11 protein-coding genes are annotated in these 15,555 nt (G+C 71.8%); 3 read left to right on the forward strand and 8 right to left on the reverse strand.

What is annotated here, in order from left to right; translation table 11 throughout:
- Nucleotides 1–70 precede the first annotated feature (70 nt).
- The gene (gene proS, locus QFZ82_RS12360; RefSeq protein WP_307713222.1) at nt 71–1,483 is read right to left on the reverse strand and encodes a proline--tRNA ligase; all 1,413 of its coding nucleotides are present in this window, start codon (nt 1,481–1,483) and stop codon (nt 71–73) included.
- Between the two features lie 206 nt (nt 1,484–1,689).
- Here proS and QFZ82_RS12365 point away from each other — a divergent pair, with 206 nt between their 5' ends.
- Complete coding sequence (locus QFZ82_RS12365) at nt 1,690–2,568, forward strand: SAM-dependent methyltransferase (protein ID WP_307713223.1); 879 nt, start codon at nt 1,690–1,692, stop codon at nt 2,566–2,568.
- Between the two features lie 70 nt (nt 2,569–2,638).
- Here the strand turns inward: QFZ82_RS12365 and ffh are convergent, their stop codons facing one another.
- From ffh to QFZ82_RS12390, 5 genes are all read right to left on the reverse strand, one after another.
- The gene (gene ffh, locus QFZ82_RS12370) at nt 2,639–4,189 is read right to left on the reverse strand and encodes a signal recognition particle protein (RefSeq protein ID WP_307713224.1); all 1,551 of its coding nucleotides are present in this window, start codon (nt 4,187–4,189) and stop codon (nt 2,639–2,641) included.
- Nucleotides 4,190–4,295: 106 nt separating this feature from the next.
- Nucleotides 4,296–6,752, reverse strand: a complete 2,457-nt coding sequence (locus QFZ82_RS12375; RefSeq protein ID WP_307713225.1) for a [protein-PII] uridylyltransferase — start codon at nt 6,750–6,752, stop codon at nt 4,296–4,298.
- 25 nt (nt 6,753–6,777) lie between these two features.
- Nucleotides 6,778–7,116 (reverse strand): P-II family nitrogen regulator, encoded by a 339-nt coding sequence (locus tag QFZ82_RS12380; RefSeq protein ID WP_177151405.1) that lies wholly within the window; start codon nt 7,114–7,116, stop codon nt 6,778–6,780.
- Complete coding sequence (locus QFZ82_RS12385; RefSeq protein WP_307713226.1) at nt 7,113–8,471, reverse strand: ammonium transporter; 1,359 nt, start codon at nt 8,469–8,471, stop codon at nt 7,113–7,115. The genes QFZ82_RS12380 and QFZ82_RS12385 overlap by 4 nt, the downstream gene beginning before the upstream one ends.
- A gap of 305 nt (nt 8,472–8,776) precedes the next feature.
- A complete protein-coding gene (locus tag QFZ82_RS12390; RefSeq protein WP_307713227.1) occupies nt 8,777–10,252 on the reverse strand; it encodes a hypothetical protein in 1,476 nt (491 codons plus the stop codon).
- A 428-nt stretch (nt 10,253–10,680) separates the two neighbouring features.
- Here QFZ82_RS12390 and QFZ82_RS12395 point away from each other — a divergent pair, with 428 nt between their 5' ends.
- Nucleotides 10,681–11,340, forward strand: a complete 660-nt coding sequence (locus tag QFZ82_RS12395; protein ID WP_307713228.1) for a bifunctional DNA primase/polymerase — start codon at nt 10,681–10,683, stop codon at nt 11,338–11,340.
- A gap of 69 nt (nt 11,341–11,409) precedes the next feature.
- Here the strand turns inward: QFZ82_RS12395 and ftsY are convergent, their stop codons facing one another.
- Entirely contained in the window at nt 11,410–12,633 is a 1,224-nt protein-coding gene (gene ftsY / locus QFZ82_RS12400; RefSeq protein ID WP_307713229.1) for a signal recognition particle-docking protein FtsY, read from the reverse strand.
- Between the two features lie 296 nt (nt 12,634–12,929).
- Between ftsY and QFZ82_RS12405 the strand changes: the two genes are divergently transcribed.
- Nucleotides 12,930–13,901 (forward strand): LLM class flavin-dependent oxidoreductase, encoded by a 972-nt coding sequence (locus tag QFZ82_RS12405; RefSeq protein WP_307713230.1) that lies wholly within the window; start codon nt 12,930–12,932, stop codon nt 13,899–13,901.
- A gap of 40 nt (nt 13,902–13,941) precedes the next feature.
- Here QFZ82_RS12405 and QFZ82_RS12410 read toward each other — a convergent pair whose 3' ends face one another.
- A complete protein-coding gene (locus QFZ82_RS12410; protein WP_307713231.1) occupies nt 13,942–15,363 on the reverse strand; it encodes a sugar porter family MFS transporter in 1,422 nt (473 codons plus the stop codon).
- Nucleotides 15,364–15,555: the final 192 nt, after the last annotated feature.

Here is a 15,555-nt window from a genome sequence, read left to right on the forward strand (position 1 = left end):
ACCGCAGGCGTACGCCCCGGCGCGCGGGCAGGCCCGTCGCGCCGGGGCGCGCTGCCACAGGGCGGCGCTGTCAGTAGGCGCGGGCCACGATGGCGACAGTACCGGGCGCGTCGTCGGACTCGGGCACCGACCCATCCTCCGCGACCAGGCAGCGTACCGACACCGCCTGTTCCGCGAGCGCGGCCTCGCCCTCCTCGCCCAGGGTCGCCCAGGGGATGCGGGCCCAGCCGCCCGCCGCCGCGGCCTCGGCGGCCTCGGCGACGGTCGAGACGTCGGTGGTGCGGTCCTCGCGCCGCCGGCGGGACTGCTCCAGCAGCAGCGCCTGGTCGTCGTCCAGGACCTTGGGCAGCAGCGCGGTGAGCGACTCGATGCTCACCGGCTCCTTGCCTCCCGGAATCCGGCGCACCAGCATCGCGGTGCCCGCCGCCAGGTCCCGGGGGCCGATCTCGATCCGTACGGGCACGCCCTTGAGCTCCCAGTCCACCGCCCGGCGACCGAAGGGGGTGTCCACGCGGTCGTCGACGTGCACGCGCAGGCCCGCCGCCTTGAGCGTCTCGCCGACCTCGCGGACCTTGGCGACCGCCTCGTCGCCCTTGATCGCCATGACGACGATCTGGACCGCGGCGAGCCGGGGCGGGACGCGCAGTCCGTTGTCGTCACCGTGCGACATGATCAGCCCGCCGACCATCCGGGTCGAGGTGCCCCAGGAGGTCTGCCAGACGAACTCCTGATGTCCCTCGGCCGAGAGATAGGTGGTGTTGAAGGCCTTGGCGAAATTGGTGCCGAGCTCGTGGCTCGTACCCATCTGCAGGGCCTTGCCGTCGCCCATCATCCCTTCCAGGGTGAGCGTGTTGATGGCTCCGGCGAACCGCTCCCTGGGCGTCTTGCGGCCGAGCACGACGTCGATGCCGAGCACATCGACCATGAAGTCCGCGTAGACGTCCCGGTGGATGTACGCCGCGTAGTCGCGGGCGTCCTCGTAGGTGGCGTGCGCGGTGTGGCCCTCCTGCCAGAGGAACTCCGTGGTGCGCAGGAACACCCGCGGGCGCATCTCCCAACGGACCACGTTCGCCCACTGGTTGATCAGCAGCGGCAGATCCCGGTAGCTCTGGACCCACTTCGAGAAGTAGTCGTTGATGATCGTCTCGGAGGTCGGCCGCACCACCACGGGCTCCTCGAGGTCCTTGCCCCCGCCGTGGGTGACCACGGCGAGTTCGGGGGCGAAGCCCTCGACGTGCTCAGCCTCGCGAGTCAGGTAAGACTGGGGGATGAAGAGCGGGAAGTAGGCGTTCTGAGCGCCCGCGGCCTTGATGCGGGTGTCCATCTCCTGCTGCATCCGCTCCCACAGGCCGTAGCCGTACGGCCGGATGACCATGGTGCCGCGGACGGGGCCGTTGTCCGCCAGTTCGGCTTTGCTGATCAGATCCTGGTACCAGCGCGGGAAGTCCTCCGCCTGAGGCGTCAGGACAGGTGTCTTGGCCATGGCGCGCATGGTACGGCGGTGCGGGACCGGATCGGGAATCGGCCAGGCGGGCAGGGGCGCACGCCTCTGGCGCGCAAGCAGTGCGGCACGACCCCTGGACGTGGGGACGCACGCGCAGTTCCCTGGCATACGGGGGGCGCGGCGAAAGCACACGGGGGCTGTCCTTCAGGGCACAACCGACTCTCTCGGCGGAATGGGGCGCACAGATGACATCCACGCTCGTCCGGCACCGACCCCACGCGGCGTCGGCGTCCTCTGCTCAGGCGTGCGAACGGGCCCGTGACTGGGCCGAGATCCAGGAACGGATGCTGGTGCCGCTGTACGAAGCCGTCTACGAGCGTCTGGAGGTCGGTGCGGGCTCCAGGCTGCTGGGCCTCGGCTGCGGCTCCGGTCTCGCGCTGCTGATCGCCGCCGGACGCGGCGCCGCGGTGAGCGGGACGGACACGGACCGCGAGCGGCTGGCCCTCGCGCGCGAGCGGATGAGCGCCCACGACTCCCCCGCGCAGGCCGCGCGCCTGTTCGACGGCGAGGCCGGGGCCGCGGCCGATCCGGGCCGTCCCCCGTACAACCTGATCACCGTCTTCCAGCCGATCGGCTGCCGGGCCGGTGACGCGGACGGGCTCGGCGCCGCCCTGCGGAGCGCCGTCGCGCTGGCGGAGCGCGGCAGTGCCGTGGTGCTCACCGGCTGGGGCCCGCCGGAGCGGTGCGCCAGTTCGGGTGTGCTCCGCGTGGCGGAGGGGCATTCCGGCCGGGCGCGCACCGATGGGGGCACCTCCCACGGCCGCCAGGCCGTAGGGGGAGGGCGCTGGCGGCCGGCGCTGCGCGACGACCTGGAGGACGTGGCGGCACGGGCCGGACTGCGGCCGGACGGCTCGGGGCGGGTGGCGTGCCCCTTCGGATACGCGGACGTGGACAGTGCCGTGCGCGGCCTGCTGTCGACCGGACTGTACGACGCCGCGGTCAGGGACAGCGACCAGGCGCAGGTGGAGAAGGAGATCACCGAGGCGCTGCACCCGCATGTGCGGCCCGACGGGACGGTCTGGATGCCGAACGTCTTCCGCTACCTGATCACCCGCACGCCCTGACCCCGGCACGCGAGAGGGGCCCGCGACCGGATCGGTCGCGGGCCCCTCTCGCATACGGGACCGGTGGGCGTCAGCCCATGAACTTCTTGAACTCGTCCGGCAGTTCGAAGTCCTGACCGGGCCGGCCGTCCGGCAGGCCGAACGCGCCGCCCTGGGCGGCCTGCTCGCGCCGGGCCGCGGCCGCGGCCTCCTCGGCCTTGCGCTTCATCGGGTTGCCGCTCTTGCGCTTGCCCTTGGCCTGCTTCTGCTGCTTCTTCTGCCGGCCGGGGCCGCCGCCCATGCCCGGGATGCCGGGCATGCCGGGCATCCCGCCGCCCTGTGCCATGCGGGACATCATCTTGCGGGCCTCGAAGAACCGCTCGACCAGCGACTTGACCGCGCTGACCTCCACGCCCGAGCCCTTGGCGATACGGGCGCGCCGCGAACCGTTGATGATCGTGGGGTCATGGCGCTCGCCCGGGGTCATCGACTTGATGATCGCGGCCGTGCGGTCCACGTCGCGCTCGTCGATGTTGTTGATCTGCTCCTTCATCTGCGCCATGCCGGGCAGCATGCCGAGCAGCTTGGAGATGGAGCCCATCTTGCGGACCTGCTCCATCTGGGCCAGGAAGTCGTCGAGCGTGAACTCCTTGCCCTTGCTGCTCGCCAGCTTGGAGGCCATCTTGGCGGCCTCTTCCTGGCTGAAGGTCTGCTCGGCCTTCTCGATGAGCGAGAGCATGTCGCCCATGCCGAGAATGCGGGACGCCATGCGGTCCGGGTGGAACGCGTCGAAGTCGTCCAGCTTCTCGCCGTTGGAGGCGAACATGATCTGCTTGCCGGTGACCTGCGCGATGGAGAGCGCGGCACCGCCTCGGGCGTCGCCGTCCAGCTTGGACAGCACCACGCCGTCGAAGCCGACGCCGTCGCGGAACGCCTCCGCCGTGTTGACGGCGTCCTGACCGATCATCGCGTCGACGACGAAGAGGATCTCGTCGGGGCTGACGGCGTCGCGGATGTCCGCGGCCTGCTGCATCAGCTCCTCGTCGATGCCGAGGCGGCCGGCGGTGTCGACGATGACGATGTCGTACTGCTTGGTGCGCGCGTACTCGATCGAGTCCTTGGCGACCTGGACCGGGTCGCCGACGCCGTTGCCCGGCTGGGGCGCGTACACGCCGACGCTGGCGCGCTCGGCGACGACCGCGAGCTGGTTGACGGCGTTGGGCCGCTGGAGGTCACAGGCGACGAGGAGCGGGGAGTGGCCCTGCCCCTGGAGCCAGAGGCCGAGCTTTCCGGCGAGGGTGGTCTTACCGGCACCCTGCAGACCGGCGAGCATGATCACGGTCGGGGAGGTCTTGGCGAACCGCAGGCGGCGGGTCTCGCCGCCGAGGATGCCGATGAGCTCCTCGTTGACGATCTTGATGACCTGCTGGGCGGGGTTCAGCGCCTGGGAGACCTCGGCGCCGGTCGCCCGCTCCTTGATCTGCTTGATGAAGGAGCGGACCACGGGGAGCGCGACGTCAGCCTCGAGCAGCGCGATACGGATCTCACGTGCCGTGGCGTCGATGTCGGCCTCGCTGAGGCGGCCCTTGCCCCGGAGGTTCTTGAATGTCGCTGCAAGGCGGTCGGAGAGGGTATCGAACACGGCGGTCGCGGATCCTCGGAGGTCGGAAGCGGGCGGTCGGTCGCCCCCCAGGGTATCGGTCCGGGCAAGTACACAGCAGACACGGGCACTGCCGGCCGGACACCCTCTAGGCGCGCAGAGCGCTCTCCAGCGCCTGCGCCACGTCGGCGGCGTCGGACGGGGACAGCGGCGAGCCCTGCGGATCGGTGACGTAGAAGGCGTCGACCGCGTTCGCGCCGAGCGTCGAGACGTGTGCGCTGCGCACCCGGACCGCCGCGCCGTCCAGGGCCCGGCCGATGCGGTGGAGCAGGCCCGGGGCGTCCTGGGCGCGGACCTCGATGACCGTCGCGCGGCGCGAACCGGCCGGGGCGAGGGTCACCCGCGGCGGCGGCGCCGTGAGGCCGCGCCGCCGGGGGTAGGCGGCCTCGCGCTCGGCCAGGCGGCTCCGGATGTCCAGGGAGCCGTCCAGGGCGCGGACGAGGTCGGCACGCAGCCTGGTGGCCTGAGGGAGCGATCCGTACTCGGCCGCCACCCGCCAGTCGAGGACGAGGACCGCGCCGCCGCCCAGTTCGTCCGGCAGCTCGATGGCACGCAGGTCGGCCGCGCGGACGGTGAGACGGTGCAGCGCGAGGACGCCGGCGACGGCGGGCAGAACGCCGGGCTGGTCGGGCAGGGCGATCAGCAGCTCGACGCCGACCGGTTCCGTCTCGCCCTCCTCCTGCGGTGCGGTGGCCTGGGTGTGCAGGGCGAGGACGGGCTCCTTGGTGCGCAGGGCCTCGACGGCGAGGCGTTCCTGCTCGGCGCTGGGGGCCTGCTCCTCCGGCTCGGGCGGCGCGTCGCCCGCGAGGACGGCGGCCACGCGCCGCACCAGGTCCGCGACGAGCGAGCCGCGCCAGGACGACCAGGCCGCCGGTCCGGTCGCGAGGGCGTCGGCCTCGGTGAGGGCGTGCAGCAGCTCCAGCGTGCCGGTGGAGCCGACGACGGAGGCGACGGACGCGACGGTGGCCGGATCGTCCAGGTCGCGCCGGGTCGCGGTCTCGACGAGCAGCAGATGGTGGCGTACGAGGGTGGCGACGACCTCGACGTCGGCGCGGTCGAAGCCGATCCTGGTGGCGACGTCGCGCGCGATGGTCTCGCCCGCCACGGAGTGGTCGCCGGGCCAGCCCTTGCCGATGTCGTGGAGCAGCGCGGCGACCAACAGCAGGTCGGGGCGGCCGACGCGTCGGGTCAGCGCGGAGGCCTTGACGGCGGTCTCGACGAGATGGCGGTCGACGGTCCAGGTGTGCACGGCGTTGCGCTGCGGCCGGCAGCGCACCCGCTCCCAGTCGGGCAGGAGCTTGGTGATCAGGCCCTCGGCCTCCAGCGCCTCCCAGACGGGGACGGTCGGCTCCCCCGCGCCGAGCAGGGTGACGAGTTCCTCGCGGGCCTCGGCGGGCCAGGGCACGGGCAGCGGGTGCGGGCCCGCCGCCTGGCCCAGGCGGCGCACCGCGTGCCGGGAGATGGTCAGGCCGGCCTGCGCCGCCGCCGCGGCGGCGCGCAGCGCCAGGACCGGGTCGCGGTCGGGCCGTGCGGTGCGGGCGAGTACGACCTCGCCGTCCTGCTCGACGACGCCTTCGGCGAGCGGGGTGCGTTCGGGCTGGACACTCCGCCCGCCGCTGAGCATGGCGCGCAGCCGGGGGCGCACGGCGCGCGACCGCAGCACGCGGCCGACCTCGCGCCAGGTGACGTCACTGGCGTACGAGACCGTCCGCGCGGCCTCGTACACCTGGCGCAGCAGGGCGTCGGCGTCGAGGAGGCCCAGCTCGGCGGCGACCTGGTCCTGTTCCTGGAGGGCGAGGCGGTCGGTGGCGCGTCCGGTGGTCCGGTGGAGCGCGTCGCGGACGTCGAGGAGGGTGCGGCGGGCCTCGGCGAGGCCCTCGCGGGGGGCGTCGGCGAGCCACGAGGCGGCGACGGCGCGCAGGGCGGTGACGTCGCGCAGGCCGCCGCGGGCCTCCTTGAGGTCGGGTTCGAGCAGGTACTGGAGTTCGCCCTGGCGGGCAGCCCGCTCGCGGCACAGTTCGTCGAGTTCGGGCAGGCGCTTGGGGGCCTGGTTGCGCCAGTCGGCGAGTACGGCGGTACGCAGGGAGGCCACCAGCCCCAGGTCGCCGGCGACGGCGCGTGCGTCGAGGAGGCCGAGCTGCACCTTGAGGTCCTCGCCCGCGGTCTTGCGGGCCTCGGCCGGGGTGCGTACGGAGTGGTCGAGGGCGAGGCCCAGGTCCCAGACGGGGTACCAGATCCGGTCGGCGACCGCGGCGACGGCCGCCGGGTCCGCGCTGCCGTCGTGCAGGAGGAGCAGGTCGAGGTCGCTGCGCGGCGAGAGTTCGCCGCGTCCGTAGCCGCCGACGGCGACGAGCGCCGCGCCCCGCACCCCGGTCTCCAGGACCGCGGCGGCGAACAGGGCGGCCAGCCAGTCGTCGGTCAGTGCGGCGAGCGCCGCACGGCGCGGCGGCCCGGGCTGCGCCTTCTCCCCGAGAAGGCGCAGCCGGGCCGCCGCGTAGCCGCTGGGGTCCGAGCTTTCCGATTCACCGATCACGTCGAGACTCACCCAGCAGCTCCTTTTCGTCGTGTGGTCAGAGGGCGTCCGGGCCGCGTTCGCCCGTGCGGACCCTGACCGCGGTGTCGACCGGAACGCTCCAGACCTTGCCGTCACCGATCTTGCCGGTGCGTGCGGCCTTGACGATCACGTCCAGGAGCTGTTCGGCGTCGTCGTCCTCGACCAGCACCTCGATGCGGATCTTGGGGACGAGGTCGACGGTGTACTCGGCGCCCCGGTAGACCTCGGTGTGGCCGCGCTGCCGGCCGTAGCCGCTGGCCTCGGTGACCGTGAGCCCCTGGACGCCGAAGGCCTGCAGGGCCTCCTTGATCTCGTCCAGCCGGTGCGGCTTCACGACTGCGGTGATGAGCTTCATGCGTCCACCTTCTTGTTCTCGGCTGCGGCTGCGACGGCGTCCGCGGGTACGGGTGCGGCCTTGCGGGAGCCCGTACCGCCGCCCGCGCCGCTGAAGTCGTACGCGGTCTCGGCGTGCTCGACCTGGTCGATGCCGGAGACCTCGTCGTCCTCGTCGACCCTCATGCCGATCGTCCTGTCGAGGAGGAAGGCGAGGATCGCGGAGACCACCAGAGAGTAGGCGAGGACCGCGAAGACACCGATGGCCTGCTTGCCCAGCTGGTCGAAGCCGCCGCCGTAGAAGAGGCCCTTGACGTCGGACTGGACGCCGCCGGTGGCGAAGAAGCCCACGAGCAGGGAGCCGATGACACCGCCGACGAGGTGGACGCCGACGACGTCGAGGGAGTCGTCGTAGCCGAACTTGAACTTCAGGCCGACGGCCATGGCGCACAGCAGACCGGCGATGGCGCCGACCGCGATCGCACCGAGCGGGGAGACGGCGCCGCCGGACGGGGTGATGGCGACGAGGCCGGCGACGGCGCCGGACGCGGCACCGAGGGTGGTGAAGGCGCCGTGGCGGATCTTCTCGTAGATGAGCCAGGCGAGCATCGCGGCGGCGGTGGCGACCTGGGTGTTGACGAACATCACCGCGCCGACGCCGTCGTCGTTGCCGAGCCAGGAGCCGGCGTTGAAGCCGAACCAGCCGAACCACAGGAGCCCGGCGCCGAGCATGACGAGCGGGAGGCTGTGCGGGCGCATCGGGTCCTTCTTGAATCCGACGCGCTTGCCGATGACGAGGATGACGCCGAGGGCGGCCGCACCGGCGTTGATGTGCACGGCCGTGCCGCCGGCGAAGTCGATGACGCCCATCTCGAACAGCCAGCCGCCGGCACCCCACACCCAGTGCGCGACCGGGAAGTAGACGACGGTGACCCACAGCGTGATGAACAGCGCCCAGGCGGTGAACTTGACGCGGTCGGCGAGAGCACCGCTGATCAGCGCCGGTGTAATGATCGCGAACATCAGCTGGAAGACGGCGAAGACGTACACCGGGATGGTGTAGCCGTCCCAGAGCTCGGTCACGCCGATGTTGCCGAGGCCGACGTAGTCGGAACTCCAGCCGACGATCGAGCCGATGTCGGTACCGAAGGCCATGCTGAAGCCGTAGAGCACCCACAGGATGGTGACGATCCCGAGGCTGATGAAGCTCATCATCAGCATGTTCAGGGTGCTCTTGACCCGGACCATGCCTCCGTAGAAGAAGGCGAGGCCAGGCGTCATGAGCATCACCAGGGCGGAACAGATGAGCATGAACCCTGTGTTGGCGGCAGACAGCTCGGGAGCGTCTGCGGCAAGGGTCGAGATGCCTGGGGGCATCGGCGTCTCCTCGTCGTCGTGCGGCCGCGTGCGGGCGGAGCCAGTGCGGTAAGAGCGGGCCGGTTATGCGCCACGAGGTTGGCGCAGCGCGGTTTCCGCCGATGCCGCTCGATGTTTCGCGGCCGTGACGAAGGGGTCCGGCGTGTTACGTCGCCATGAACTGACTGATCGCCGAGGGGGGCCCGGCGTACCCTCTGGCCCATCGCGGGACCGGCCGCGACACCCACCCGGAAGACCTGGCACAAGGGGGAGCCGAGTCGGACAGTCCGGGGTGAGCGCCGCGGCCGGGGTGTGCGGCCCGCCCGTCAGACCGCTTCGGCGGTTTCGGGCAGCTGGGCGGTGAGGCGGTCGGTGAACCAGGCGACCTCGGGGACGTCCCCGAAGTCCCTGGCGGCCGTGTCGACGGTCTTGCGGAGCCGGTTGTTGACCCGCTCGGAGCGGACCTTCCTGGCGATCCCGAGGGCCTGGTCGGCCAGGGCTGTGGCCTGCTCCGGTTCCCTCTTCAGCAGGTGCACGGTGGCCATGCCGATCAGGTTGAGTGCGTACGACCGCTGGTGCTCCGCGTCCCGGCCGAAGAGCTCGACGGCGCGCCGCATGACCGGCTCGGACAGGGAGGCGTAGGTGGGGCTGCGTCCGGCGACGTAGGCGAGGTCGCGGAAGGAGTGGGCGTTCTCGCCGTTGAGCTCGGCCTCGGAGAAGAAGCGGATCCAGTCGGGCTCGGGCTCGTCGTCGAGGCCGACGTCGGCGAAGGTGTCCTCGGCCATCCGCACGGCCCGCTTGCACTTGCTGGGCTGGCCCATGTTGGCGTACGCGCGGGCCTCCATCGCATACAGCATGGCCTGGGTGCGGGCGGTGGCACAGTCACGGCTTCCGTACTGCGCGAGGTGGATGAGCTCAAGGGCGTCGTCGGGCCGGCCGAGATGGATCATCTGCCGGCTCATCGAGGACAGGATGTACGAGCCCAGCGGCTTGTCACCGGCCTCCTTGGAGGCGTGCAGGGCGAGGACGAAGTACTTCTGCGCGGTGGGCTGGAGTCCCACGTCGTAGCTCATCCAGCCGGCGAGCTGGGCCAGTTCGGCGGCGACCTTGAAGAGCCGGCGCTCGGTGGCGGCGGGATGGGACTCCTGGAGGAGGTCGGTGACCTCGTGGAGCTGTCCGACGACCGCCTTGCGCCGGAGTCCGCCGCCGCACTGGGCGTCCCACTTGCGGAACATGGCGGTGGTGGACTCCAGCAGGTCCAGCTCGGGGCCGGACAGCCGGGCCGATCTGCGCAGCGGGGTGGGCGACTCCTGGCGCGCCGCGCCCTCGCCGGGGGTGGGCACGAGCCAGCGCTGCATCGGCTCGACGAGTGCGGGACCCGCGGCGAGGGCGAGCGAGGTGCCGAGGAAACCGCGACGGGCCAGCATCAGGTCGCTGCGGGAGTATTCGCTGAGCAGGGCGACGGTCTGCTCGCCCGCCCAGGGCAGGTCGACCCCGGACACTGAGGGGGCTTGGTGCGCGGTGCGCAGTCCGAGGTCCTCGATGGCGACGACGCTGCCGAAGCGCTCGGAGAAGAGCTCGGACAGGATGCGCGGGATGGGCTCGCGGGGTTGTTCGCCGTCGAGCCAGCGGCGCACGCGGGAGGTGTCCGTGCTGATGTGGTGTGCGCCGATCTGGCGTGCCCTGCGGTTCACCTGGCGCGCGAGCTCGCCCTTCGACCAGCCGCTGCGCACGAACCATGAGCTCAGCTGCTCGTTCGGGCGCTTACCGGTGCTCGTCCCGTCCGCGCCGCTGCCGCTCACTCTGGGTGCCCCCGTCCGCCGATGCCGTGTCGCCCGAACCCCTACCAGGATGCCGTGGGTCACGGCCTCCGGTGAGCCGCTTGCACGCGGTCGTCGGGGACGCTGTGTTGCCCCGGGCATACCCGCCGGTCCGATGCAATTGCAGGTTCGTGCACCGAAAGTAATCCGCCGGTCACGTGCTCAGCGAGTGCGATGGCAGAAACGCCACCATTCGCCACCCCTCCGAGTGAACTCACATACGGTCAGGCGCGATTGACTTGACACAGCACGATCCAGGGGTGGTGCAGTGTCACACGGGCAGGCGCGTGTCGCACGCCGCACTCTCCCCGACGCCACTGCGCGCCGTCGGGAGCCGGACGTCGGCAACGCAGCGTCACCGGAGAGGTCCGGCTCGTAACCACCGGCGCGTCCGACCCGTTGGAGGGGGCATGGGCTTCACGATCGGCGGCACCCGGGGAATCGGTCAGATCCGGCCCGGCTCCCGGCGCCGCGGACGCACGACGGAGGCCACCGCGGTGGCCGAGTACACCGGCCTGTGGGGCTGGTCCGTGATTCCGGGAGCGCGCGCGGCCGCGGGCCGCTGTTCCTGCGGTGATCCGGCGTGCGCCGCGCCGGGCGCCCATCCCCTCGACTTCGCGCTCGAGGTCCCGCCCGGGGCCACGCTCGACGAGGCCGCGAAGGCGTGGTCGGAGGTGCCGGGCGCGGCGCTGATGCTGCCCGTGGGCCGCACCTTCGACGTCCTCGACGTGGCGGCCCCGACCGGGCGCCGTGCGATGGTGCGCATGGAGCGCATGGGCCTGCGGCTCGGCCCGGTGTCCCAGACGCCTGACGGCCGCTGCCAGTTCCTCGTGGCGCCGGGCGCCGCGGCAGGGCTGCCGCGCCTGCTGTACCGGATGGGCTGGGACGACGCCGACCTGGACCTGCGCTGCCTGGGCCCCGGCGACCACATCACCGCCCCGCCGTCCGACCGCGGCGGCCTCGGCCCGGTGCGCTGGCTGCGCGCGCCGTCCCCGGACACGGCGGTGACGCCGCCCGAGGCCCGGCTGCTGCTCGGCACGCTGGCGTACGTCTGCCACCGCAGTCCGTGAGTCCCCGCCCGGACACGCACAGGGGCCCGGCCGCGTCGTACGCGGCCGGGCCCCTGTGACGTGAGCGGGTCAGTCGCCGATGAGCGCGTCGACGAACGCCTCCGGCTCGAACGGAGCCAGGTCGTCCGCGCCCTCGCCCAGACCGACGAGCTTCACCGGGACGCCCAGCTCGCGCTGGACCGCGACGACGATGCCGCCCTTGGCCGTGCCGTCCAGCTTGGTGAGCACGATGCCGGTGATGTCCACGACCTCGGCGAAGACGCGCGCCTGCACCAGACCGTTCTGACCGGTCGTGGCGTCCAGGACCAGCAGGACCTCGTCCAGCGGGCCGTGCTTCTCCACGACGCGCTTGACCTTGCCGAGCTCGTCCATCAGGCCCGTCTTGGTGTGCAGCCGGCCCGCGGTGTCGATGAGCACGACGTCCGCGCCCTCGGCGATGCCCTCCTTGACCGCGTCGAACGCGATCGAGGCCGGGTCGCCGCCCTCGGGGCCGCGGATGGTGCGGGCGCCGACGCGCTCGCCCCAGGTCTGCAGCTGATCGGCCGCCGCGGCGCGGAAGGTGTCGGCGGCGCCGAGGACCACGGAGCGGCCGTCGGCCACGAGCACGCGGGCGAGCTTGCCGGTGGTGGTGGTCTTCCCGGTGCCGTTGACACCGACGACCATGACGACGCCGGGGGTGTCGAGGCCGCTCTCGGTCTTGACCGCGCGGTCCAGGTCGGTGCCGACGAGGGTGAGCAGCTCCTCGCGGAGCAGGGTGCGCAACTGCTCGGGCGTACGGGTGCCCAGCACTCTCACGCGCTCGCGCAGCCGCTCGACGAGTTCCTGGGTCGGGGCGACGCCCACGTCCGCCGTGAGGAGGGTGTCCTCGATCTCCTCCCACGTGTCCTCGTCGAGGTGCTCGCGCGACAGCAGCGTGAGCAGTCCCTTTCCGAGGGAGTTCTGGGAGCGGGCGAGGCGCGCGCGCAGCCGGACGAGCCGGCCGGCGGTCGGCTCGGGGATCTCGATCTCCGGCGCGACGGGCTCGGCGACGAGGGGGTCCTCGACGGCGACCGGGGTCTGGACGGCCTCCTCGGCCGACGGGAGGTCGACCTCCTCGATGGTGCGGCGGGGTTCGTCCCGCGGCGTCTCCGCCTCGTCGCCGACGTGCGGTTCGGCGGGCGGAGCAGTGATGGTCGGCGTGCTCGACGGTGCCGGGGGCGGCAGCTTCTTCTTCTTGCGGCTGCTGACCACGAGCCCGCTGATGGCGCCGATCGCGACCAGGGCGATGACTACAGCAAGGATGACGAATTCCATAACCCACTCAGTATGCGTGACCCGTGGCACCACGGTTCGTTCTCCGGACAGGGGTGTTTACCCCTGCGGGCCGGGCTGGCGCGTCGTCCGGCCTGGCGTCGGCGAGAAGCCCCTTGTGGGCGGAGTCACAACGCGTCCAGTATGCGGTCGGGCGGTCGCGTCCGGTGTGCACGTGTGCACCCAGGGTTGGCGCAGCCCATGTCGTGGGCTGCGCCAACCGCTGCCGGTTTCCATCTGACGCTATGTCAGCTACCGTCCCCTTCGCCATGCCCACATCCGGCGGAGGGGGACTTCCCATGGCCTTCACGGTGGCCCGGTTCAACCTGGTGGAGCCGGACGCGACGCCCGGCACACTCGCCGCCCGCTACCGCGCGGCCCTGGAGATGGCCGCGTACGCCGACGACCGCGGCATCGACACCGTCCAGACCGAGGAGCACCACGGGGCCACCGACAACTGGCTGCCCTCGCCCTTCGTCTTCGCGGGCGCGGTCCTCGGCGCCACTCGCCGTATCGCCGTCACCGTCTCCGCGGTCATCGGGCCGCTGCACGATCCGCTGCGCATGGCCGAGGACATCGCCGTGCTCGACCTCGTCGGCCGGGGCCGGCTCGTCACGGTCGCGGGCATCGGCTACCGGCCCGAGGAGTACGAGCGGGCGGGCGTGGAATGGGGGAGGCGGGGCGCGCTCCAGGACGAGCTGCTCGAGACGCTGATCGCCGCGTGGACGGGCGAGGAGTTCGTGTACCGGGGGCGCAGCGTGCGCGTCACGCCCCGCCCGTACACCCAGCCGCATCCGCTGCTGCTGGTCGGCGGTTCGTCTCGGGCGGCCGCCCGGCGGGCGGCGCGCCTCGGCCTGCCCTTCTTCCCGAGCGCGCACCTGCCGGAGCTGGAGGCGTACTACCACGAGCGTCGCGCCGAGTACGGCACCGAGGGCTTCTGCATGATGCCCGCCCCCGAGACACCGCTGCTGCACATCGCCGAGGACCCGGACCGGGCGTGGGCTCTGTACGGCCACCACTTCCTCCACGAGGCGCGCACCTACGCGTCGTGGCAGTCGAAGGACATCCGCTCGGCGGTGCGCTCCGCCGCGGACACGGTGGAGGAGCTGCGTGCGGAGGGCGTGTACCGGATCGTCACGCCGGACGAGTGCGTGGACCTGGGCGCGGAGAGCCTGGTGCTGCATCCGCTGTGCGGCGGCATGCCGGTGGACGAGGGCTGGCGCAGTCTGCACCTGCTGTGCGAAGACGTACTGCCCCGGCTCACGCGCTGAGCCGGGGCAGTTTCCGTGGTGAGGAGAGGGGCAGCGGGGATTAGCCCATCTCCTCCAACGCCTTGCCCTTCGTCTCCCTGACGTACCTGAGCACGAAGGGGATCGAGAGCACGGCGAAGACCGTGTAGATGATGTAGGTGCCCGAGAGGTTCCAGTCGGCGAGGCTCGGGAAGCTCGCGGTGATGGCCCAGTTGGCGATCCACTGCGCGGACGCGGCGACGCCGAGCGCGGCGGCGCGGATCCTGTTCGGGAACATCTCGCCGAGGAAGACCCAGACCACGACGCCCCAGGACAGGGCGAAGAAGAGCACGAAGACGTGCGCGGCGATCAGGGCGACGACGCCCTGGGTCTCGGGCAGCTTGCCGTCGACGAGGTCGGCGGAGAAGGCCCACGCCTCGAAGGCCAGCGCGATCGCCATGCCGGCGGAGCCGATGAGCGCGAGCGGCCGGCGGCCGATGCGGTCGACGAGGACCATGGCGATCACGGTGCCGACGATGTTGATGATCGACGTGGTGAACGAGTAGAAGAACGAGCCGGCCGGGTCGACGCCCACCGACTGCCACAGGGTCGCCGAGTAGTAGAAGGCGACGTTGATGCCGACGAGCTGCTGGAAGACCGAGAGCCCGATGCCGATCCAGACGATGGGCAGGAAGCCGAAGCGGCTGCCGAGCAGGTCCTTGAAGGTCGACTTGTGCTCGCGGCGCATCGCGAGGTCGATCTCCTCGATACGGGCGTCGAGGTCGACGGTCTTGCCCTCGACCTCGGCGAGGACCGCCCTGGCCTTGTCGGTCCTGCCGACGGAGATGAGGAAGCGCGGCGACTCGGGGATCGCGAAGGAGAGCAGGCCGTAGAGGACGGCCGGGACGACCATGACGCCGAGCATCCACTGCCAGGCCTCGAGCCCGCCGATCTCACCGCGCTGCTCACCGTCGGCGAGCTGGAGGATGCCGTAGTTGACCAGCTGGGAGACGGCGATGCCGATGACGATCGCGGCCTGCTGGAAGGAGGCGAGCCGGCCGCGGTAGGCGGGCGGAGAGACCTCGGCGATGTAGGCGGGGCCGATGACGGACGCCATGCCGATGGCGAAGCCGCCGACGATGCGCCACAGGGCCAGGTCCCAGAGCGCGAACGGGACGGCGGAGCCGACGGCGCTGATGGTGAAGAGCGCGGCCGCGATCTGCATGCAGCGGATGCGTCCGATGCGGTCGGCGATACGGCCGGCGGTCGCGGCGCCGATGGCGCAGCCGATCAGGGCGATGGCGATGACCTGGGCGAGCGTGCCCGACCCGATGTCGTAGCGGTCCCGGATCGCCTCGACGGCGCCGTTGATGACGGAACTGTCGTACCCGAAGAGGAAACCGCCCATGGCGGCGGCCGCCGTGATGAAGACGACATGCCCGAGGTGTTCGGGGTGGGCCTCGCGGGCGCCCGATGCCGGCGGGGGCTGCGCAGTGCTGGTCACGTGTACTCCTGGGGCCGTCCGGCAGGCGTCGCCGGGCGTGTGGGGCGAGCCCTTCAAGTGGCGCACAAGTTCTCGCCGCCCACCACTTGAAGGTAAAAGCAACGTTGCAGAGACTATGCCTTCAAGTTTCGAAGTCAAGGGGTCGAACTGAATCCGTGATGGACGCCGACATGTAGCAACGGGTTCAAGTAT

Origin of the sequence: Streptomyces sp. V4I23 (assembly GCF_030817975.1) — a bacterium.
Taxonomy (GTDB): domain Bacteria; phylum Actinomycetota; class Actinomycetes; order Streptomycetales; family Streptomycetaceae; genus Streptomyces.